Annotated in this window: 13 protein-coding genes; 4 read left to right on the top strand and 9 right to left on the bottom strand. The window is 60.8% G+C overall.

The features are described 5' to 3' along the window. Positions 1–29 precede the first annotated feature (29 nt). Positions 30–3,848, top strand: a complete 3,819-nt coding sequence (locus G473_RS0110295; RefSeq protein WP_029013025.1) for a LamG-like jellyroll fold domain-containing protein — start codon at positions 30–32, stop codon at positions 3,846–3,848. Between the two features lie 78 nt (positions 3,849–3,926). Here G473_RS0110295 and G473_RS0110290 read toward each other — a convergent pair whose 3' ends face one another. Beyond that, the gene (locus G473_RS0110290) at positions 3,927–5,588 is read right to left on the bottom strand and encodes a pectate lyase (RefSeq protein ID WP_210163277.1); all 1,662 of its coding nucleotides are present in this window, start codon (positions 5,586–5,588) and stop codon (positions 3,927–3,929) included. 119 nt (positions 5,589–5,707) lie between these two features. After that, positions 5,708–7,609: a potassium transporter Kup gene (locus tag G473_RS0110285; RefSeq protein WP_051330122.1), complete on the bottom strand. Its 1,902-nt coding sequence runs from the start codon at positions 7,607–7,609 to the stop codon at positions 5,708–5,710. A gap of 257 nt (positions 7,610–7,866) precedes the next feature. On the opposite strand from G473_RS0110285, the gene G473_RS0110280 reads away from it, so the two are divergent. After that, entirely contained in the window at positions 7,867–9,267 is a 1,401-nt protein-coding gene (locus G473_RS0110280; protein WP_161630968.1) for an amino acid permease, read from the top strand. Between the two features lie 57 nt (positions 9,268–9,324). Here G473_RS0110280 and G473_RS0110275 read toward each other — a convergent pair whose 3' ends face one another. The 5 genes from G473_RS0110275 to G473_RS26260 all read right to left on the bottom strand — a co-directional run bounded on the left by G473_RS0110275 (position 9,325) and on the right by G473_RS26260 (position 15,052). Continuing rightward, positions 9,325–10,533 (bottom strand): hypothetical protein, encoded by a 1,209-nt coding sequence (locus G473_RS0110275; protein WP_029013021.1) that lies wholly within the window; start codon positions 10,531–10,533, stop codon positions 9,325–9,327. Positions 10,534–10,613: 80 nt separating this feature from the next. After that, positions 10,614–12,038 carry a ribosome biogenesis GTPase Der gene (gene der / locus G473_RS0110270; protein ID WP_029013020.1) on the bottom strand — a complete coding sequence of 475 codons (1,425 nt, stop codon included), beginning with the start codon at positions 12,036–12,038 and terminating at the stop codon, positions 10,614–10,616. Between the two features lie 14 nt (positions 12,039–12,052). After that, a complete protein-coding gene (locus tag G473_RS0110265) occupies positions 12,053–13,465 on the bottom strand; it encodes a PQQ-like beta-propeller repeat protein (protein ID WP_245580034.1) in 1,413 nt (470 codons plus the stop codon). Beyond that, positions 13,462–14,130 carry a tetratricopeptide repeat protein gene (locus G473_RS0110260; protein WP_029013018.1) on the bottom strand — a complete coding sequence of 223 codons (669 nt, stop codon included), beginning with the start codon at positions 14,128–14,130 and terminating at the stop codon, positions 13,462–13,464. Before G473_RS0110260 ends, G473_RS0110265 begins: the two co-directional genes overlap by 4 nt. A gap of 247 nt (positions 14,131–14,377) precedes the next feature. Further along, entirely contained in the window at positions 14,378–15,052 is a 675-nt protein-coding gene (locus G473_RS26260; protein WP_051330121.1) for a response regulator transcription factor, read from the bottom strand. A 471-nt stretch (positions 15,053–15,523) separates the two neighbouring features. Between G473_RS26260 and G473_RS0110250 the strand changes: the two genes are divergently transcribed. Further along, positions 15,524–16,141, top strand: a complete 618-nt coding sequence (locus G473_RS0110250; RefSeq protein WP_029013017.1) for a helix-turn-helix transcriptional regulator — start codon at positions 15,524–15,526, stop codon at positions 16,139–16,141. Positions 16,142–16,222: 81 nt separating this feature from the next. On the opposite strand, the gene G473_RS0110245 is transcribed toward G473_RS0110250, so the two are convergent. Both G473_RS0110245 and otsB read right to left on the bottom strand, forming a co-directional pair. After that, complete coding sequence (locus G473_RS0110245; protein ID WP_029013016.1) at positions 16,223–16,927, bottom strand: LuxR C-terminal-related transcriptional regulator; 705 nt, start codon at positions 16,925–16,927, stop codon at positions 16,223–16,225. A 566-nt stretch (positions 16,928–17,493) separates the two neighbouring features. After that, positions 17,494–18,315, bottom strand: a complete 822-nt coding sequence (gene otsB / locus G473_RS26255; RefSeq protein ID WP_051330120.1) for a trehalose-phosphatase — start codon at positions 18,313–18,315, stop codon at positions 17,494–17,496. 688 nt (positions 18,316–19,003) lie between these two features. Between otsB and G473_RS0110235 the strand changes: the two genes are divergently transcribed. Then, positions 19,004–21,349 carry a Tex family protein gene (locus G473_RS0110235; protein ID WP_029013015.1) on the top strand — a complete coding sequence of 782 codons (2,346 nt, stop codon included), beginning with the start codon at positions 19,004–19,006 and terminating at the stop codon, positions 21,347–21,349. The last annotated feature ends 86 nt before the right edge of the window (positions 21,350–21,435 follow it).

The following is a 21,435-nucleotide window of genomic DNA, read 5'->3' as shown; positions in this document are numbered from 1 at the left end:
GCGCCGGATAAAATGAATAGGGGACGGAAATGTCTTTGAAAAACAACCTATTGGCAGCGACTGCCTGTATCGCCATGGTCATCTCCGGGCCGGCACTCGCCCAGCAACCAGAAGACGGATTGCTTTTCCGCTTCTCCGCAGACCAGAACCTGACCGCTGATTATGCCGGCGGCCAGGCAGAACCAACCTTCGCCGACAAGGTGAAGATCATTGGCCGGGGCGGGGTGGCAGGCGGCTATCTGCAGGCACCGGACGATCAGGTGCTGGCTTGGTCCGCCCCCGGCAATATCCAGGCCCAGCGCGGCACCCTCTCCTTCTTCTGGCGCGCGCGCTATCCCCTGGGCAGCACGGAATTCCCGCTTTTCCGGGTGGCGTATGCCAATCATTCAAGCTGGGACATGGTCTTCCTGCGGATTGATTGGAACGGCCACGGTTTTGACGCTTTCGTGACCGATGCCAATCTGGCCCGGGTGCGGGTTTCCTGGAAGGCACCCGCCATTCCCGCACCGGACGCCTGGACCCATATCGCGTTCGCCTGGGATGAGGCGGCAGGCATACAGCTCTATATCAACGGCACCTTGGCGGAACGGAAGGACCAGCCGGCGACATTGGATGCCGGGCTGGACCAGTTCGGGCCGCATAGCCGGATCATCGCGCCGATCCAGGTGCAAAGCCGGTACAATTTCCTGCGCGGCGGCGATCTGGATGAAATCCGGATTTATGATCATGCTTTGGCGCCGGATGCTGTGGCTACATTGGCCCGTGCACAAGAACCCAGAATCACAAAACCCGAACCGGACTGGCAGCAGCCCTGGGCCCTCCGCCTGGGTTTCGGGCCGAAAGACCCGGCCCCGCCCTATCTGGCCAGCAGCCATACGCGCATCCGCAAAGTGGAAATCAAGGACCAGCGCGACATCGCTCAGCGTATGTGGAAGGGAAATGACGGCATCCGGGAGACAACCTGGCCCGGGGTCTATAATCGCTCCCGCCTGCCCGGCCGGACCGATTATTTCATCCTGCCCGACTGGAATGTCTATTCAGCGGGTGGCAAGGAAGGAACATGGTTCCTCCCTGATGAGCCGTGGAACCGTGTGGAAATCCAGGGGGCGGCACATGGACGGCTTTCCGTGCTGCGCGGCGCCACGGTGCCAGAAGCAAAAGAGCCGGTGACGGCCCCTGCCACGGAACTGGCCCGCCGCCGCGAGGGCACGGAGCGCAGCACCACCCAACTGGCCAAGGATGAACAAGGCGGCGCCGTCCGCTTCACCAACGATGCCCAGGAGGTGCCGATCCAGGAGATCGGGGTCTATCATGTCGGCCCCGGCAAGGCGCCGGAGGCGGGCAACGCTTACAGTTTCACCGTGCGCGCCGAGGCCGAACCCGACTATCCCGCCATTGCCCATATTTCCCGTTTCATCGACGGTCGCTATCCGGCTGCGGAACGCGCGCTGGCCGTAGCGCTGCCCAAGGGGGGGCCGATGGAACCCCGCACCGTGCCGGCCACGACCAGCCAAAGGCCGCTGGTCCATATAGCCATTCCCATGGATTTCCGCCGCCAGGGGCCGGGCAAAGCCCTGCGGCGCGGCACCACCCAGGGCTATGAGAATGCCGGTGGCCTGGATGGGGTTGAACTGACCATCCCGGCTCTGAACCTGCCGGCCACGCATAAGGGGCTGATCCCGCTGAATATCCGGATCAAGGACCCGCTAACCCCCGAGCGGGACTTGGCAGATGTGAATGTCGCCGTCAAACCGGGAGAAGCGCGAACCCTCTGGTTGGACACGCGCGACCGCATCCTGCCGCCGGATGGCAGCGTCTATCTGACCATCGCCACCGTGGCCCCGGGCTTCGGCCTTGCCAGCCTGGATGGAATGGATGTGCGGCTGCTGTTCAAAAGCCGGGAAGAGGCACTGGCCGAACATGTGGCCGACCGGTTTGAACAGGTCCGCGATAATTACGGCTTCCTGGTGGAAGAACGGCAGAGCACACGGGAACTGGGCCTGTTCAACCGCTTCTATGAAGACCTGACCGACCTGCTGCGCGCTGACCCAACCCATAAGGGCGCACTGGCCTATTGGTCGGAATGGAACCCGCAACAACCCTTGCCGGCGGTGCAGATTGAACCCGCCCCGGCTGGCGTCCCGGCCTGGGCGTGGGGACAGACCCAGTATCTGGCACAGGTTCGTGACTTTGTGCATTGGTGGATCGACCACCGGCAGGTGGATGGTGAATTTGGCGGCGGCCTGTCGGACGACACGGATCTGACCAACCAGTGGCCGGGCCTGGCCCTGATGGGGGTGACGCCGGACAAGATCAACACGTCCCTGTCGGAGATGATTGAGGCGATCTATGCCAACGGCATGTTCACCAAGGGGCTGGGCACCATCGTCACCGACGAATTGCATGTTTATGAGGAAGGCATCAACGCCATCAGCCAGTCCGCCTACATGAATTGGGGCGACCCGCTGACGATGGAACGGTTGATGGAAACAGCCATCAATTACAGCCGCCTGACAGAGGTGAATCCAAAGGGCAACCGGCTGCTGGTCAGCAATTATTTCGGTGGCGACCGCATCGTGCGGGAGACACCCTGGCAATGGTCGAAGCCTTACTCCTATATGATCTTCCATCCCGGCGTGCTGCTGGTGGATTATAACGGCTCCCCCGCGCTGAAAAAGCTGCTGCTGGAACTGGCGGATGGTTATCTGGCCCATGGCAAGCAGGATGCGCAGGGGCGATGGGATTTCCCGTCGGAAATCAACTGGCCGGACGGCGCCACCCGCGGCACGGCCGGTCCGGAACAGACCAACCTGCTGATGTGGGCGGCATGGCGCTGGACAGGCGACGAGAAATATCTGCGACCGCTCGACCATGTTCTGCGCCGCAGCGGCCTGGGCGGGCTATCCGGCATCGTCAACAGCGATCTGGCCCTGGACTTGAAGCGGCCAGACTTGCGCACTCCCCTGGTAACCGCCGCCGGCCAGCGCGACGCCAACCCCTTCACCCTGCATACGGCCTGGACCGCCACGGGTGATAAGCGTTACCTGGAACAGCAATATGACCAGCAGCGGCGCTGGGCGACGTGGCGCTGGTCGATGATGACGGAAGACCATTGGTGGGTCGACCGGGTGGAGTTGCCGGCGCAGGAGCTGCAGCGCCAGCGTATGGGCGGGGTCGCCCTGTGGCGCAACGCCATCGTGCGGGGGCATCGCATAAGCTGGCAATTCGCCCAGCCTGACGACGCCACCAAACTGGCGATCCTGGTGCGGGAGCCGACGCGCACCGGCTTCCGCGTCATTGCCTATAACCTGTCTGATGCCCCGATTACCGCCACCATCCAGGGCGGCGATGTGGCAAAGGGGAACTGGCGGCTGAGCCAGGGGATCGACACGAACGGTGACGACAAGGCCGACACGAGTATCGATACCCGGACCATCCGCTTCGGCGACGGGATTGGAACTGACGTTCAGTTCGCCCCCCGGCAAACCAAAGTGCTGGAATTCACCCTTGCCGGTGAGGAGATCGAGACACGTAACCGTCCCGATATCGCCATTGCCAGCCGCGACCTGTCTTGGGATCGCCAGGGATTGAAGGTGAAGGTGCATTCCCTGGGCAGCCAGCCCACGCCCACCGGACGGGCACGGCTTCTGGATGCCGATGGCAAGGTTCTGGCCGAAGCCCCCATTCCTGCCCTGGCCGCCCCCAATGACCTGCTGGCGAAAACCGCTGACATCCTGATCCCGGTCGGGAAAGGACAGCAGGGCGTGCGGGTGGAACTGGTGCTTGATGGCGATCCGGTGGAGATCACCGATACCAATAATCAGGCCCAGGTCCCGCAACGGCCCTGACAGCAAAGCGGCCGCCGGTGAAGGTCCGGCGGCCGCACCGATCATGAAGGGCGGCTCCCTTCCGGGCCGCCCTTCGCCTTAACGATTACCCACCAGCGTCCGGATCAGGTCACCCATATTGCGAACATAGGTGCGGGTGGAAATGCCCTGGACAGGAAAGTCAGTCACATAAGGGGAGGTGTCGGACAGGTCACCGACATTGGTGGTGCGATATTCACCCCCCACCGGGGTTTCCGGACCATCGCCCTTATAGGGATTGGTGGTGAAGGTCAGCGGTGCCGGCCAGTAGCCAGCGTCATTCAGCGTGGTCAGAATATCGGACACGGCGGCATCAACGGGGGCCTTTTCCGCAGCCGGTTTGGCCATATCGGCTACACTGACATCCCGAAGGCTGAAATAGGCCGGCAGCTTATACGTCCCGGCCTTGGCCAGGAGGGGGGAGTTGCGTGCCAGTTCCGCCGGATCCAGCGTCAGGGCCGCCGCATAGGCCTTGCGCAACCCATCAACATCGATGGCCCGGAAGGACTGATAATGGATAATCACATCCTTGGGATTCTGGTTGGTGTAATAGCTGCCGTTGACGACATTCGAGCCACGGCGATGCAGGAATAGGGGCCTGCCGGTACCGATCTCAATAAAGGTCGGGTGGCTGTCGCGCCCTTTGACCATGTCAGCCGGCGCCCGCACACTGTCCAGCCAGTCAATCGCCTCTTCCACCCGCGCCAGATATTTACGATCACCGGTCAGTTGGTAAAAGCTGATCAGCGCCCGGATGTTGCTGGCCGTGGTGTGGGTGGCCAGGGCTTCCGGCTCGTAAGTGCGCGCGCCAACCGGCTTCAGCGTCTTCACATCATGTTGCAGCCCCCAGCCGGCCTGCGGTTTTGGCTGCTGGGTGGCGATGAAAATATCCATTCCGCGCCGGATAGCGGCGGGCAACCGCTCATCCCCCAGGGTCTGGTAGGCGAAAATCAGAAATTCCAGGTTTTCACCGATCACATCATCGTTGAAGGTGACATGGCCGGTATAATCGGGCCGCCCGTGCAGGCCGCCATGATCGACATGGGGAAAACGCTGGGGCCATCCCCCATTGGGAAGCTGCGCATCCAGCATGAACTGGATCACCTTCTCCAGCGGGGCGCGATAGGTCTCGTCCCGCTTTTCCAGATAAAGCCGCAGCAGAAGTTGCGCCGCTTCGGATGTGCCAGCATCGTCGAATGTCGCATTGCCGTAGTAATGCTGGAACTCTTCCATCCGCCAGGCATTGCGGCCATAGGTTTCATACCAGCGCTTTTCCGCCGCAGGCCCTGCGGTGTCGATCAGATAATTCCAGCCACCGCCGGGCAATTGCCCGCGCACCAGCGCGTCGACCGCCTGGCGCGCTGCGTCGTAATAATATTCATCCCCCGTTGCGCGATAAGCGTCCAAAAACAGATGCCCCATCGTGGGCGTACCCGGCGGCTGTACCCAGATCATTGTGGGCGAGGCCTCCATCTCACCCCAGCGGCGGGACAGGTCGGGCAGGTAGGTCCAGACATAGCCGCCCTGAACGGCCGCCTTCTCCACCATGAAACGGGTCGCCCGCTTCATGGTGTCCAGGATCGTCTGCTTTTCCGGCACCTGGGCAACCATTGTAGTGGTCGCCGCCGAGGGCTCGCGCGCGGCGGATGGGATTGCGGGAAAAAGAAAATAGAGGGCGCAGGCGGACAAAAGCGCGCGGCGCAGCGCGGACCGGTTCATCATGAAATCTCCAGACGTTTCCCATAGGGGCGGCTCTGCCGGCCACCTCCCGCCTGAAGATAACCATAAATGACACCGGTTTCCTATCCCCTATAAAGCCTCAAGGCTGTGGGATCGCCGGGTCAGATCTCAACATGCCCCCCCAGTTCCACCACGCGGTTCACGGGCAACTGGAAGAAATCTGCCGTGCGCGTCGCGCTGCGCGACAGGAAGGAAAACAGGTGCCCGCGCCAAGGCGCCATGCCGCTATCGGCACCAGGAACAACCGTCTCCCGCGTCAGGAAGTAGGAAAAGCGCATGGGTTCATAATCAAAGCCCAGGTCAGCCCGCCGGGCATTCGCCAATGCCTTCGGCACATCCGGGTCTTCCATGAAACCATAGCGAACGATGACACGGAAAATATCCTCCCGCAGGGCTTCAGCGGTAATGCGCTGATCCGCCGGCACGCGCGGCACGGCCTCAACCTTGACGGTCAGCAACACCACCCGCTCATGCAGGACATGATTATGTTTGAGATTATGCAGCAGGGCGAGCGGCACACCCTCCGTTTCCGCCGTCAGGAAGACGGCCGTGCCGGGCACCCGGCTCACCCGCTCCGACAGGCTGCCCAGAAACTCGACCACCGGCAGCGCATTCTCCCGCAGCTTGGCCTGCACCAGCAGCCTTCCCTGCTTCCAGGTGGTCATGACGAGGAAGGCAGCGATGCCCGCCGCCAGGGGGAACCAGCCGCCATGGGTGATCTTGGTTGCCGTTGCCATGAAATAGGCAATGTCGACGCAAAGAAGCAGGATAACCAAACCCCAGGCCCATATCCCCCGCCAGCCCCAATGGTTGAAGGCCAGCATGGAAACCAGGGTCGTGGTGATCAGCATCGTCCCCGTCACGGCGACGCCATAGGCCGCTGCCAGATTCATGGAATTGCCAAAGCCGATGACCAGCGCCACCACCGCCACCATCAGCGCCCAGTTCACGAACGGGATATAGATCTGGCCGATCTCCCGTTCTGATGTGTGGATAATCTCCATCCGGGGCAGATAACCCAACTGGATCGCCTGACGGGTGACCGAGAACGCACCGGAAATCACCGCCTGACTGGCGATGATGGTCGCCGCCGTCGCCAGAACAACCAGGGGCAAGGCGGCCCAGGTGGGGCCCATGAGGAAAAAGGGATTCACCGCTGCTTCCGGGCGTGTCAGCAACATGGCACCCTGGCCGAAATAATTCAGGATCAAGGCCGGCCAGACCAGTAGATACCAGGCAAGCCGGATCGGCAGCCGGCCGAAATGGCCCATATCGGCATAAAGTGCTTCCGCACCCGTCACCGCCAGCACCACGGATCCCAGCGCCAGAAAGCCGATCCAGCCATCATTGGCGATGAACATGATCGCCCAATGCGGGCTCAGCGCTGCCAGAACGCCGGGGGCCTGGCCGATATTGCTGATCCCCAAGACCGCCAGCAACACGAACCAGACGATCATGATGGTGCCGAACAGCCCCCCTACGGCCGCCGAGCCTTTGGATTGTACCGTGAACAGCAGCACCAGGATGGCAATGGCCAGCGGAACCGCCCATTGCGCCAGTTCCGGTGCCGCCACCTGCAGCCCTTCCACCGCGCTTAATACCGAAATGGCGGGGGTGATCGCACTGTCCCCATAAAACAAGGCGGCCGCGAACACACCCAAGCTGCCAGCAATTGTCAACAGCTTCGGTCTATTGGCCAGGGTCCGTTGCAGCAGGGCCAGCATGGCGAAACTGCTGCCCTCGCCATCATTATCGGCGCGCATAATGATGGCGACATATTTCAGCGATACGACCAGCAGAACTGTCCAGAACACCAGGGACAGGACACCCAGCACATGCAGCCGGTCCACCGGCAATGGATGCGGGCCCGCGAAAACCTCTTTCATCGCGTAAAGCGGGCTGGTGCCGATATCGCCAAACACCACGCCAATTGCAGAAATGAACAGCATCCCGAAGGAGGATTGCCGTACCGGATGCCCCGCCGCCGAAGCCGCGCTTGCCATTATGCCTTGTCCCCCAGGGAATGACGCTTTTGACGCTAACCAATCATGCTGCGGTGCGCAAGCAGGCCTGTCGGTGCGGATTTGCCCTTCAATGCCGGAAAGCGGAATGGTTTACGCCGGCAAAGGGCATTTCAGCATTGCATTCATGGCACCTCCCACCCCAGAATAGTGACCAACCAGGACAAAATAACCAAGTGCGGATCCAACTGTCCCGCACCCCTGGAAAAATGGAAATCGGACGAACAAGGGGGTTACGGATGAAAGTGGAACAGGAAGCAGCGGTCGGGCTTCTGCCGGCGCTGGGGCCGGTTCAACTGGTCATGTTGGGTGTCGGCTGTATCATCGGCGCCGGCATCTTCGTCATTACCGGATCGGCAGCCGCGCAATATGCAGGGCCGGCCGTGGTGCTGTCCTTCATCTTTGCAGCGGTCGCCTGTGCCTGTGCCGGCCTGTGCTATGCGGAAATGGCCGCCATGTCACAGGAATCGGGGGGCGCCTACAGCTATACCCGTCAGGCCATGGGCCCGCGCATCGGATGGCTGGTCGGCTGGAACCTGATCATGGAATATCTGGTCGCCGCCTCCTTCGTGGCGGTCGGCTGGTCGGGCTACCTGTCAGCCCTCTTCTCATCCATCGGCATGCCTTTGCCGGAAGCCTTTTCCTCCGCCCCCTTTGCCATGGAGAAGGGCAAGCTGGTCACCACGGGCGCGCTAATTAACCTGCCCGCCATGTTCATCATCGCTTTTGCCACCTTCTGCGCCGTCATTGGCGTGCGCCGGTCGGCATGGGCGAACACGGCTGTCGTGATCACGAAGGTGGCGGTGATCCTGGTGGTGATCGCTGTCGGCGCGTTTTACGTCAATCCGGACCTCTGGGTACCGTTCGTGCCGCAGAATACGGGGGAGTTTGGCCATTACGGCTATAGCGGGGTGCTGCGCGCCGCCGCGGTCGTCTTCATCGCCTATATCGGTTTTGATGCCGTCGCCACGACGGCACTGGAAGCCCGCAACCCCCAGCGCGATGTTCCCATCGGCATTCTGGGCTCCCTGGTCATCTGCACCCTGCTCTATGTCGGGATGGCCCTGGTTCTCACCGGTATCGTGCCCTTCACGGAACTGAATGTGCCAAGCCCCGTCGCGCTGGCCGTGGAACGGATGGGCCCTGCCATGGGATGGCTGGAACCGCTGGTATCGCTGGGTGCCATCGCCGGTCTGACTTCCGTGATCCTGGTTCTTCTGGTGGCGCAGCCGCGCGTTTTCTTCGCCATGTCCAAGCATGGCATTCTGCCATCGGTCTTCGGCAAGGTGCATCCCACTTGGCGGACACCGCATGTGGGCACTATTACCACCGGCCTGGTCGCCATGGCGCTGGCTGGCCTGTTCCCCATCGACCTGCTGGCTGAACTGGTCTCCATCGGCACATTGACCGCTTTCATGGCCGTATCCGCCAGCGTGCTGGTGATGCGCCGTACCCATCCGCATTTGCCGCGCCCCTTCCGGGTGCCGCTGGTGCCGGTGGTCCCCATCGTCAGCGTGGCTGTCTGCCTCTACCTGATGTGGGGCCTGCCGGGGGATACCTGGTGGCGGTTGGTCATCTGGCTGGGGATCGGCATCGCCATCTATGAATATCGTCGCCGGAAAACTGGCACGCAGAGCTGATTGGGAGATATGAAGAAAGGGCGGGCATGATCATCATGTCCCGCCCTTTCTTGCCGATCAGGAGCGTAGATTGTCTGCCACGCTGTGCAGCCCGTGCGCGCGCAGCAACTGCTCCCGCTGGCGCAGGCGCCTTTTCTCTACCGACTGACGGGTACGTTCCCCACCCAGGATGGTGCCATCCTCCCCAGTCAATGTCTTGACCAGACGGTCGAGCAGAGCATTTTCATTCTCCGGAGCGCGTGCATCCAGCGGTCGGTCGCCATTGATCTCCCGCAGCAGCCTGTCTGCGAGCGCCGCCTGACAATGCGGCATATGTCCCTGGATGATCAGAGCGGCCATCGTGCGCATCGTCGGGTTGGCAACACTTTCCACAGCCCCCTTCCGACGCAGCACAACATCGCCCATCTGCATCAGGGCCGTGCCCAGATTAGGGTGGAGAGCAAAGAGGTCCTGCACCACATCGGCAAAAATCAGCATGTCAGACAGGATCGCATCCACCTGCCGGATCAGGCCATTTTCCACATTTGCCTGTGCCAGCAGGGTCAAGGCTTCGACCTTCGCAGCCAGAGACCGGAAGTCGAAAAGCCAGACTGTCAGCAGCGATGTTAATATATAATCATGATGCTCCAGCGAGGAGCGCGACAGGATCAGGTCGCTAAGGGCTGCGAGATCTTCACCCTTGAAGACGGGGTAGGCGGCACGGTCGGCCGCCATGGTGCGCGCTTTTGCCTGCGCCTGCGACAGCAAGGTATCCAGCAACTGTATGCGTTGCTTTGGCGCCACCTTAGCCTCATTGGCCTGCGCCATGGCAATACGGTGCATGGCGGCATTCACCAACCCCTGCGCATCCTGCAACTTGCGCATATGGCTGTAGCTGTGCAGCAACTCGCTCGTACAGATATTGGCGCGGAAAAGATAATCCCGCATCACCTGGCTGATGGTGCGGCGCGCCTCCACGGCGAACAGATCATCCACCGTGGCGCAGATGGCAACGTCACCTTGCGGGGTGGAAATGGTGACGGGTCGATTTTTGCGCGGCTGGACTTCCTGCTCGTAAACAACAGTCTCAGAACTCACACCGTTGGACAGGGTGCGCAGGCGGACCACCTTGACCGAAAGGGTTTTTCCGGCCAGCAGAAGACGCCGGCTATCCTCAATCGCATCCTCTTCCCGGTCCCAGAGGGCGTGCAGCTCCCACCGGTCTTCCACCTTCAGGAAGACCTCAAAAACCAGTCGCTTGTTCCAGAAGCCCAGCCCAAAGAACATCCACACCCCTCTACCCGATGGGTATAGGCTAATGGATAGGGATTAATTGCAAAAGTTTTCTTAAGGTCAGTATCCGTTCTTCAATCGAACGGATTCGTGCTGCCCTTACGAAGCAACATGCGAATGGGCACACCCGGCAGCTCAAACGTTTCCCGCAGGCCATTAACCAGATAACGGGAGTAGTTATCCGGCAGGTCCACCGGCTTGCTGACAAACAGCGCAAAAGTAGGCGGACGGCTTTTCACCTGGGTCATATAGCGGATCTTCAACCGGCGGCCATCAACCAGCGGCGGCGGGTGGGATTCCGTCATGGCGCTCAGCCAGCGATTAAGCTGGGATGTGGGAATACGGCGATTCCACACATTATAGGTGGTCACGACCGTGTCCAGCAGCTCTTCCAGCCTCTGCCCTTTGAGGGCGGAGATGGTGACGGTCGGAATACCCTTCACCTGCGGCAAGGACGTCTGCAGCCGGTCAGAAAGCTGTTTCAACGCCGCATTCTTGTCGGCAACCGCATCCCACTTGTTCAGCGCGATGATCAGGGCGCGCCCTTCCTCGATCACCAGCCGGGCGATGGTCAGGTCCTGCTTGTCCAGGATACCATCCGCATCCAGAACCAGGACCACGACATGCGCCATCCGGATGACGCGGAGCGTATCCTGATTGGCCATCTTCTCCAGCTTGGCCTCAACACGGGCCCGACGGCGCAGGCCGGCCGTGTCAACCAGACGGATCGGACGGCCCTTCCAGGTCCATTCCACAGAAATAGCATCACGGGTCATGCCGGCTTCAGGCCCGGTCAAAACCCGCTCTTCCCCCACCAGGGCATTCAACAGAGTGGATTTGCCAACATTGGGACGACCGACAATGGCAAGCTGGAGCGATTTCGGCTCCGTCTCGTCCACCGGCATGTCTGCATCCGGCTCTGCCGCCTCATCAGCAACCGCGATGCTATCCTCGTCGGCCTGATCCGGCTCTTCCACCGGCTCATCCTTGGGCATATGCGGCAGCAGGGATTCCACCAGATCGGCCATGCCCTCGCCATGTTCGGCAGACAGGGGCACGGGCTCCCCCAGACCCAGTTCAAACGCTTCGATCAAGCCGGGCTGGCTGGCCGCCCCCTCGCACTTATTGGCAACCAGGATGGTCGGCGTCTTCACCCGGGCACGCAGCCACGCAGCGAAATGCTTGTCCATCGCCGTTACACCGGCGCGGGCGTCGATCAGAAACAGGCAGACATCGGCGCGCTGGATCGCCCGCTCCGTCTGTACCCGCATGCGGGCCTCCAGGCTGCCATCAAAGACATCCTCCAGGCCCGCCGTATCGACCACGGTAAATTCCAGCCCCCCGACACGGCCATCGGCGGCGCGCCAGTCGCGCGTCACGCCGGGCGTATCGTCAACCAGGGCGATCTTCTTGCCGACCAACCGGTTGAACAAGGTGGACTTGCCGACATTCGGCCGCCCGACAATGGCGACCGTCAGCCGGTGCGTGGCCTTAATCACTTACACTTACTCCGTTACCGATAGGCGGCCAGATCGCCGTCTTCCGTCAGGACATATAGGGTTTCGCCCGCTGCGACCAGCGGCTGAATGGCAGGGCCGGGCAGCTCTGTGCGACGGGTAACCGAGCCATCGGCGACCGACATCTCCACCAGTTCCCCCAGATTATTGCTCAACAACAGACGCCCGCCCGCGACCAGGGGACCGGTCCACAGGATCGCATCCTCGCGGTCCTCCGGGTCCTCATAGCGCTCAAGCTGGGAAATCCAGCGCACACGGCCATCCTTGCGGGTCAGGGCGACCACCTGGCCATCGTTGGTCGTGACAAAAACCCAGTCCCCCACCACAGCCGGGGTGGTGATGCCGCCAATATCCTGCTCCCAGACGCGCTGGCCGGAGCGGATATCAATCGCCGCCATGCGCCCGGAATGGCTGATGGCATAGACGACACCATCGGCAATGACGGGCAGACCGCGAATATCAGCAAGGCCGGTCAGGTTCTCACCCCGGCGAACAGCAGCAAGGCTGTCCTGCCAGGCCTGGCGTCCATTCTGCGTGCGCAGGGCGAAGATTTCGCCCGAAGAATAGGGCGTGATGGCCGTATCGCCTTCAACGGCTGCCGCCGAGCCGCCCAGCAGGGCCGCCGGTTCCAGGAAGCCGGTATGATACCATTCCAGCGCGCCGGTTTCGGCGTTCAGGGCAATGAGCTGGTTATCGATCGCCGACACGAAAACGCGGCCATCCAGCGCCGTCGGCGCGGACCGGATCGGACCGGCAATACGCCGACGCCAGATCACCTCGCCATTATCCGGGGCAACGGCAACCGCCTCGCCAAATCCGTTGGTGACGAACAGGCGACCTTCATGGAAGGTCACGCCGCCACCGAATGCCGTGCCCTTCTGTCCATCGCGCAGGATGGAGCGGCGCCACAGCCTTTTGCCGGTATTGGCATCGAAGGCGTGAAGCTCGTTATCGGTATCGAGAACAAAAGCCCGCCCCCCGGCAATCACCGGCCCTGCCAGCAGGCGGGCGGAAGAGCTGGAGCCGGAAACGCTGGCCGACCAAATGCGCTTCAGGGAAGCACCTAGGGCAACATGGCCGGCATTATGCGCCGCGTTGCCGCCGGGCTGGGCCCAATCCGCATTGGCGATGGCGTCCGGCAGCGTGACAGCGGCTTCGGAGACCTGGGGGTCCACCTCTAATTGCTGCTGAAGCTGCAGGACGGAAATACGATTCCCCCCCAGCTTCGGCCCTTCATCCTCGCTGCTGAACCAATCCGTGATGCCGCAACCCGACAGCATGAGGCATGCCACGAGAGAAACCGCGACACGGCGGGCATTGCGATAACGGGCGCTGGGGGCGGTGACGGTGGCGCGCAGGGCGCCGAAACGGTTGCTGCTGACCATGGTATCCTGGTTCTTGGGCGTCATTTCGGCGCCGCGTAAAAGGCGGCGAGTTCAGTGGCACGGGCACGAACGCCCTGCGGGGCATCAGCATCCTCAGCCAGACCGCGGAAAAGTTCCGCTGCACGGGCATTATCACCACTACGGATAGCCAAAAGTCCGGCCAGTTCCGCGGCAGAGGCACGCCATGCATTGCCTGTGGCAAGCAACGGTGCCAGCCGCCCCTGAAGGGCAGCAATATCGCCGGTATCGACCTGAAGCTGGATGGACATCAACAGGGCCAGATCGCGAAGAAGAGGCGTCGCCTCACTGTCGCCGGCAAGGCTGTCATAAAGCGCAATCGCCTGGTCGCGCTGACCGTCACGGGCACGCAGACCCGCCTCGTACAGACGGGCGATCGTGGCATGACCGCCACCCAACTGCTGGGCAGCCTGGGCCAGGGCATCCGCACCGGCCTTGGTGTCGACGGGCGCGGCATTCTGTTCCGGCCGGATTTTGGACAGGGCCGTGCTCAAAACGGCAGTGCGCTCTTCCATCTGGCCAGTGCGCCAATGTTTCCAGCCCACATAGCCCGCCGTTCCCACGACGATCAGCACCGCCGACGCCACGACGGCGCCACCATAGCGCTGCCAAAACGATACGAGCTTATCGCGGCGGATATCCTCGTCTACTTCGCGAAAGATGTCGGACATGCTTCACCCTCGGCCGGTCGCCGAACCGAATAAACAAAAAGCGGCGATAGCAGACCCCCCGCCGCCGGTCAAGGCAGCTGCCCCGCCCGGCATCTTCCACGCCGGTCAGGCCGACACCCAAGCGGCGGAAAATCCGTATCATGCCGGATGGTTATACGATGCTTTCTGGCAAATGCGGGGCAAAAATGCCCCGAGACGCGGAAAAGCGCAAAACAGCCGCCCGCCGGAACCTTCCTTCTTGCTGGGATCACCCGACACTGTTCGCGGCCTGCCCCGAAGGAAGGTTCAACCAATCTGCCGCCACCATGGCCTGGGTACGATTGCGGACGCCGAGCGCCTTGAAGATGGCTGTGATATGGATTTTCACTGTTCCCACCGTCAGGTCCAGCGCGTCAGCAATTTCGATGTTGCTGCGGCCATTCCGGATCATCGCCAGGATTTCCCGTTGGCGGGGGGTAAGCTGCTGCCCCGCATCTTCGCGGAAGAATCCGGCAGGAACCGGCCCCGCCACCGTCATCAGTGGCTCTCCCGCAGGGCGCATGGCCACAACGGGGGGCACAAAAATCCCCCCTTCCAACAACACCCTCAGCGCTGCCGGCAATTCATCATCGATATCGGAACGGCGAACATAGGCGCGGGCGCCCTCGCCCAGGGCCGCGCGCATCCGCTCCGGATCATTGCCCCCCACCATGATGATGGCAACGTTAGGACATTGGGCCATGAAGTCGCGCACCGCACCGCGGGAAAGAATGGCAATGGAAACAATAGCCGCCATGGGTTCCGTCGGTGCTTTAAGGGCCTGATGGCCCAACTCCGACAGGTTGGCAACATCCTCCAAGGAACCCACCCCCTCCACCCGGCGCGCAATCTGGCGCAGACGGACACAAAAAGCTGGCTCGTGATCTATCAAAAACAGACGCATTCGGTTCACGCCCCTGGGCTCATCCCCGCAACCAATCATGGATGGTGAGGGATGTGATTTCCCGACTATACACGGGAGCATCGCTTCCTACAATTTTATGCAGCGCCCGGCGCAAAAAACTTGGACCACAACTTTTGGGGGCTTTTTTGTCCGAGGAAGCGGAGCATGCATACATCATCCAATAAATTATTGCGCAAATTGGGATTTGCCCTCTCTTCATGTTACCACAATAGTTTAGGTTTGCCTTTCCGTGCCACGGGGTTAATTCATCGTAGACGAGAAAGATCCCTTTCATATATTGCGCACCTTCATAACTTACAGTTTTATGATATGGACCTAAAAAACAGGGATCGTGATGCAAAAGCACTCGCGGGAACATCATCGGCATCTATGTAAAGCGGGCCGAGAGGGTTGCCCGCCGCTGGTACTCCCCTCCCGTTTACCCATCCCCTGCACAGGGGTGTGCTGATCATGCGTGTGGCCGTTCTCACCGACGACGTTATGGTCCGGCGGCGCCTGATGATGATTTTGGCCCGGGAGGCGGGGGTCACCCCCGTTCTTCATGGTGATGTGGCGGGGCTGGCCGCCGGGTCGGCGGATGCGATTCTCATTGACCCCCGCAACTTCTCCTTGCTTCGTGATCGCGACCCTGTTGCCTCATTGCGCTTGTCCCGGCAGGCGCATTTCATCTTTATCCTGTCTCTGGGAGAGGTTCTGGACACAGCAGATATCCTGCCCTTCGCCGATGCCTGGATTTTCACCGACGAGAATTTGGACAAGGTGCCGGCGCTGCTCCGACTGGGCAAGGAAGGCCACTGCCTTCTCCCGGCGCAATTCCTCTCCCAGGATGGGATTGATCGCATCCGGCTGGCATTGCTGCCACGACTCAGCGATACTGAATATCGATGCCTGCTGGAACTGGGGCGAGGGCTGAACAACAGGGATATCGCTCAACGCCTGACCATGAGCGAGCCAACGGTGAAATCCACCGTGCGCGCTACCCTCACAAAAATGCACTTCCGCAATCGCACGGAAGCGGGCGTTTTTGCCGCCCGCAAAGCCGATGATCTGGTGCGTCAATCGGCATAACCAATCTGGCCGCCAAAGCGCTCGGGCTGGCATCAGGCGACGGAGGTGTCCGTTGCAGGACACCCCGCCCGTCAAAACGGATCAGCCAGCGGCGGCGATCGGCATCGTGTCGGAAGCGCCAGCGCTGTTGAAATCGCCGCCCACGCCGTTATTCAGCGCCCATATGGCCGCTTGTGTGCGGTTGGAGGCATTGATCTTCCGCAGCAGACTCTTGAGATGAACCTTGACTGTCGCTTCGGTAATCGAAAGCTGGTTGGCGATCATCTTGTTGCTGTCACCACTCAACAGGCAGCGGAGAATTTGCATCTCACGCTGGGACAGGCCTTTGCGGCTGGCCGGAATTTCTGGGGTTGGCGCGGCGGTCGCCACACGGCCCGTGATCAACAGCGCAGCCAGATGGGTGGGAAATACTTTCTCGCCCAGCATGACCAGCCGCAGGGACTGTGTCAGGGCGTCGGACGACAGGTCTTTCATCAGATAGCCATCAGCGCCCGCTTCCAGTGCACTGGAGAGACGGCGGGTGCAGAGATCGGATGTCAGGATGACAATACGCGCTTCCGGCAAAAGCTGACGCAGGCGACGCAACGCATCAGCCTCGTCCTCCGCACCTGACGCCAGGTCCAGCAGGACCAGTTTAGGCTGGGCACCCTGCTCTACCAGAACCACCCCTTCACGCATATTTCCGGCTTCTGCCGCGATCTGGAACGGCGACTCTTCCAGCAGGCGCTTCAGCCCTTCGCGGAACAGTTTGTTCGCATCGATCAGAAAAGTGCTCACATTTTCCATCTCATCACTCCCGCGCTGCATTCCGTTTCAATCCTGGCGCCGCTTTAACAGCACCATTCGGATGATCCCCCGATAGCTTCCCACCATCTTGGGCGACACCGGGAGCCGAATGGCCGGCTCTCTTTAGAGTGGGAAGTTACTCCCGGTGGCTTGGGTTTAACATCTCTCGAAGGCAGTAAAGATGTGAGCCTTTTAGGCATATGCCGGATATAGTGTCCTTATTATGCCCTAAAAACTTCTAAATTCATTCTGTTTCCTCTCATTTTACGGAGGAGCGTTACAGAGAAAATTTCGACATTTCATTGTGAACTTTTAATAATTAATAAATTATCAACAATTTTTTCAAATAAAAATTAAAATTGGCTTTGCAGTTGAACAGAAAAATGCGCTTCAATTTGGAAACAGCTTCAGATTATATTCGACAGATGCAATGTGACTAAAAAGAGAAATTTCTCCCTTTCGCCCCAAAAACGTCCCAATAATGCCCCAGACGCCAAAGGCTTACCCCAGACCGTTCGGGATAAGCCTTTGGATATGAGACCCGATTAACAGAGGCGCAAAAAGGGTCAGGACAGCGTCGCTTGAAGCCTGGAAAGATAGGCCAGGACGGCATCGACATCCGGCAGGGACAAGCGCGCGGCTGTCGTCGCCCCCAACTCACCCACGCGAATGCCTAAGCCTTTTTCCGCGACCGCGCGGAAGCCATCTTCGTCCGTCACATCATCCCCGATGAAAATCCAGGGATGGTCCTGCCACCCTTCCATCCGGGCCAGATGGACGACGGCACTTCCCTTATGCCAATCCATATCGGGACGCAGTTCATGCATTTCCTTGCCGGACATGTAGCGCAGGGTCGGCTCCCCCGACAGAACGGCATGAACCGTGTCAACAACCTGGGCCTTGTGGTCCGGAGCCACCAGCCTGGTATGGACCGTAATCGCATAACGTTTGGGTTGGACATATGCACCGGGAATGGATGTCAGCGCCTTTTCCAGTGCTGCCACAGCCCGTAAAATAGCAGGACGGAAAGGCTCCCCAACTGCATGGAAGCCGGCGGTCGTGCTGATATCCAGCCCGTGACTGCCGACATAGGCCAGCCCATCAATATCAACCAGGGACCGAACATCCGCCATATCGCGCCCGGAAACGATGGCGACAGGGCACAGGGCCGCAATCGCCCGCACTTGTTCACGCATCCGGTCAGAAAGAACAGCATCTTCCGGTCGCGGCATGATCGGCGTCAAAGTGCCATCATAGTCCAGAAACAAGACCGGCTTCCGCCCATCGGCAGCGCCCACCAAGCTTTCAGTTTCAGCAAGGCAGACATCAACATAATGCATATCGGTGCCGCCGACAGCGCTCGTCGTTTGATATGATATATCGACCATTGGTCCCATTTTCCTTCGCCGAAATAACAGCTTAACGCTTTGAAGCTGCATTTTGTGCCGTAAGGAAAGGGCGCGTCCAACCAGAATTATGGAAGCATAAGAGCCAAAATGGCGACGGCCCCGCAAAGGGGGCCGCCTTTTACCACTTGCCAATCCCGTTGGCCGGGATCATATTGTGCATCGCAGCACACGTTGCTGCATGCCCTTTCGGGCGTTTCCTCCCTAAACTCAGGCCGCTCTTGTAGCGGCCTTTTCTTTTGGGCCGTTTCCTCCCCATCGCCCCTTCTTATTTCCGAAGGTTGCGTCAGCGGCACCGTTCTTGTGAAGACTATTTCTTTCATCTGGAACGACAGGTCAAGGCATTTTCTGCCTGTCGGACAAAATTGTTGCAGATGGCACGACCGTTCTATTTCAGATAAGCGCACCATATCGGCGCAACCCCATGGAATGGCTGCTTTTTAGGAGCAAACAGCACAAAAAAACCCCGTCGCCGTAAGGCGCCGGGGGTTTCAGTCTTGGGAGGAAACGCAACAAAATGTCGCGGATTTCAGAAATATCGCATTGCACCTAAGATTTGGTTAACGCGAACGCCGAATCTTGTCCTTTTTTAGATCAGGCTCGGGACTGGCGGCAGACGGGGGGATGCGCTATGCAGCCAACCTTCCAAAGTCAGATCAGGTTCCAGTCCATGACCAGCATTCCCGCCCGCATCGCGCAAGAATTGGGCGTCCGGTCGCAGCAGGTGGAAGCCGCGGCAGCCCTTCTGGATGAGGGCAGCACCGTCCCCTTCATCGCCCGTTATCGCAAGGAAGTGACGGGCGGCCTGGATGATACCCAGTTGCGCACGCTGGATGAGCGGCTGCGCTATCTGCGGGAGATGGAAGAGCGCCGGGCAACGATCAAGCAGTCCATTACCGACCAGGGCAAGATGACCCCGGAGCTGCTGCGCGACCTGGAGGCGGCGGACAGCAAAACCCGGCTGGAAGATCTTTACCTGCCCTTCCGGCCGAAGCGGCGGACAAAGGGTATGATCGCGCGGGAAGCGGGGCTGGAGCCCTTGGCCACCCTGCTGCTGGCTGATCCATCCCGCGACCCGGAAAAGGAAGCCGCCGGCTTCATCGCCATCGACAAGGGGATCGCCGATACCAAGGCCGCACTGGAGGGAGCCCGCGCCATCCTGGTGGAGCGCATGGCGGAAGATGCCACCCTGGTCGGACGTCTGCGCCAGTTGGCCCATGATCAGGGCCGCATCGTCTCCACCCTGATCGAGGGCAAGGCGGAAGAAGGCGCCAAGTTCAGCGACTATTTCGATTCGAGCGAGGCCCTGACCCGCATCGCCTCCCACCGGGCCCTGGCGCTGTTCCGCGGACGGGCAGCCGGTATCCTGGACCTGAAGCTGGTGGTGGGTAATGAACCGGTGGCCGGTGAAGCCCACCCGGCCGAACAGATCATTGCCAACGCCTTCAGCATTGCAAACCGGTCCCGTCCCGCCGACCGCTGGCTGCTGGATTGCTGCCGCTGGGCCTGGCGGACCAAGATCGCCCTGCATATCGAAACCGATCTGATGAGCGTCCTGCGCGAGAAGGCAGAGGATGAAGCGATTACGGTTTTCGGGCGCAATCTGAAGGATCTGCTGCTGGCACCACCCGCCGGCCAGCGCGCCACCCTGGGCCTGGATCCCGGCATCCGGACAGGCGTAAAGGCCGCAGTGGTAGATGCCACCGGCAAGCTGCTGGAAACGGTAACCATCTATCCCCATGAGCCGCGGCGTGACTGGGATGGCTCCCTGGCCACCCTGGCTGTGCTGGTGAAACGCCATGATGTCGATCTGATCGCCATCGGCAATGGAACCGCCAGCCGGGAGACGGACAAGCTGGCCGCAGAATTGCTGGAAAAACTGCCGGGAGCGAAGCCGACCAAGGTGATGGTGTCGGAAGCCGGCGCGTCCGTTTATTCCGCCTCCGAAGTGGCGGCGCAGGAATTCCCCAAGCTGGATGTCACCCTGCGCGGGGCCGTATCCATCGCCCGCCGGCTTCAGGACCCCCTGGCCGAGCTGGTGAAGATCGACCCGAAATCCATCGGTGTCGGCCAGTATCAGCACGATGTCAGCCCGGCCAAACTGGCCCGGACGCTGGACGCCGTCGTGGAGGATTGCGTGAACGGCGTCGGCGTGGACCTGAATTCCGCGTCCATCCCCTTACTGGCCCGCGTTTCCGGCCTGTCCGGCACGGTTGCCGGCAACATCGTGGAATTCCGCGACCGCAACGGCATGTTCCGGTCCCGCCGCCAGTTGCTGGAGGTGCCGCGACTGGGGCCGAAGGCATTTGAACAGGCCGCCGGCTTCCTGCGAATCCGCGACGGCGACAATCCGCTGGACGGTTCCTCCGTGCATCCGGAAGCCTATCCGGTGGTGGAACGCATCCTGAAAAAGACCGGGCGACCGCTCGACAAGCTGATCGGCGATGTTGCCTTCCTGCAATCGCTCGACCCGGCCGATTTCACGGATGAGAAATTCGGCATTCCCACCGTGACCGATATCCTGCGGGAGTTGGAGAAGCCCGGCCGCGATCCTCGCCCGGAATTCAAAACCGCCAGCTTCAAGGAAGGGGTGGAGGAACTGAAAGACCTCCAGCTCGGCATGGTGCTGGAGGGGGTGGTGACCAATGTCACCAATTTCGGCGCCTTCGTCGATGTGGGCGTGCATCAGGATGGGCTGGTGCATATCAGCCAGCTTTCCCACAGCTTCGTCAAAGACCCCCACAGTGTCGTCAAGGCGGGCGATATCGTGAAGGTGAAAGTGATGGAGGTGGACCTGAAGCGCCGCCGCGTCGCCCTCACCATGAAGCTGGACGAACGCCCCGCGCCGGCACGCCCCACCGATAAGCCGGCGGAACGGCGGGATGAACGGCGGAGCCCGGCCACCGCCCCGCGCCAGAATGCAGCCCCACCCCGCAAAGCCCCGCCCGCACCGGCAGCGGAGGATAATGCTTTCGCCGCCGCCTTTGCCGCTGCAAAGGCCAAAGGTAAAAAATAAGCGCACAATCGGGAAAGCGGCGGCCCCTTGCCGCCGCTTGCGAAAAAGAAGGGCCAGTGACGTTGCTGCGTCACTGGCCCTTCTTT

Source organism: Niveispirillum irakense DSM 11586 (assembly GCF_000429645.1).
Lineage (GTDB): Bacteria > Pseudomonadota > Alphaproteobacteria > Azospirillales > Azospirillaceae > Niveispirillum > Niveispirillum irakense.
Note: the sequence above shows the minus strand (reverse complement) of the source record. Positions and strands in the feature narration are given on the sequence as shown.

Coding starts and splice junctions, on each gene's coding strand:
- G473_RS0110295 (WP_029013025.1), top strand. CDS start 30: ATGTCTTTGAAAAACAACCTATTGGCAGCGACTGCCTGTATCGCCATG.
- G473_RS0110290 (WP_210163277.1), bottom strand. CDS start 5,588: ATGATGAACCGGTCCGCGCTGCGCCGCGCGCTTTTGTCCGCCTGCGCC.
- G473_RS0110285 (WP_051330122.1), bottom strand. CDS start 7,609: ATGGCAAGCGCGGCTTCGGCGGCGGGGCATCCGGTACGGCAATCCTCC.
- G473_RS0110280 (WP_161630968.1), top strand. CDS start 7,867: ATGAAAGTGGAACAGGAAGCAGCGGTCGGGCTTCTGCCGGCGCTGGGG.
- G473_RS0110275 (WP_029013021.1), bottom strand. CDS start 10,533: ATGTTCTTTGGGCTGGGCTTCTGGAACAAGCGACTGGTTTTTGAGGTC.
- G473_RS0110265 (WP_245580034.1), bottom strand. CDS start 13,465: ATGACGCCCAAGAACCAGGATACCATGGTCAGCAGCAACCGTTTCGGC.
- G473_RS0110260 (WP_029013018.1), bottom strand. CDS start 14,130: ATGTCCGACATCTTTCGCGAAGTAGACGAGGATATCCGCCGCGATAAG.
- G473_RS26260 (WP_051330121.1), bottom strand. CDS start 15,052: ATGCGTCTGTTTTTGATAGATCACGAGCCAGCTTTTTGTGTCCGTCTG.
- G473_RS0110250 (WP_029013017.1), top strand. CDS start 15,524: ATGCGTGTGGCCGTTCTCACCGACGACGTTATGGTCCGGCGGCGCCTG.
- G473_RS0110245 (WP_029013016.1), bottom strand. CDS start 16,927: ATGGAAAATGTGAGCACTTTTCTGATCGATGCGAACAAACTGTTCCGC.
- otsB (WP_051330120.1), bottom strand. CDS start 18,315: ATGGTCGATATATCATATCAAACGACGAGCGCTGTCGGCGGCACCGAT.
- G473_RS0110235 (WP_029013015.1), top strand. CDS start 19,004: ATGACCAGCATTCCCGCCCGCATCGCGCAAGAATTGGGCGTCCGGTCG.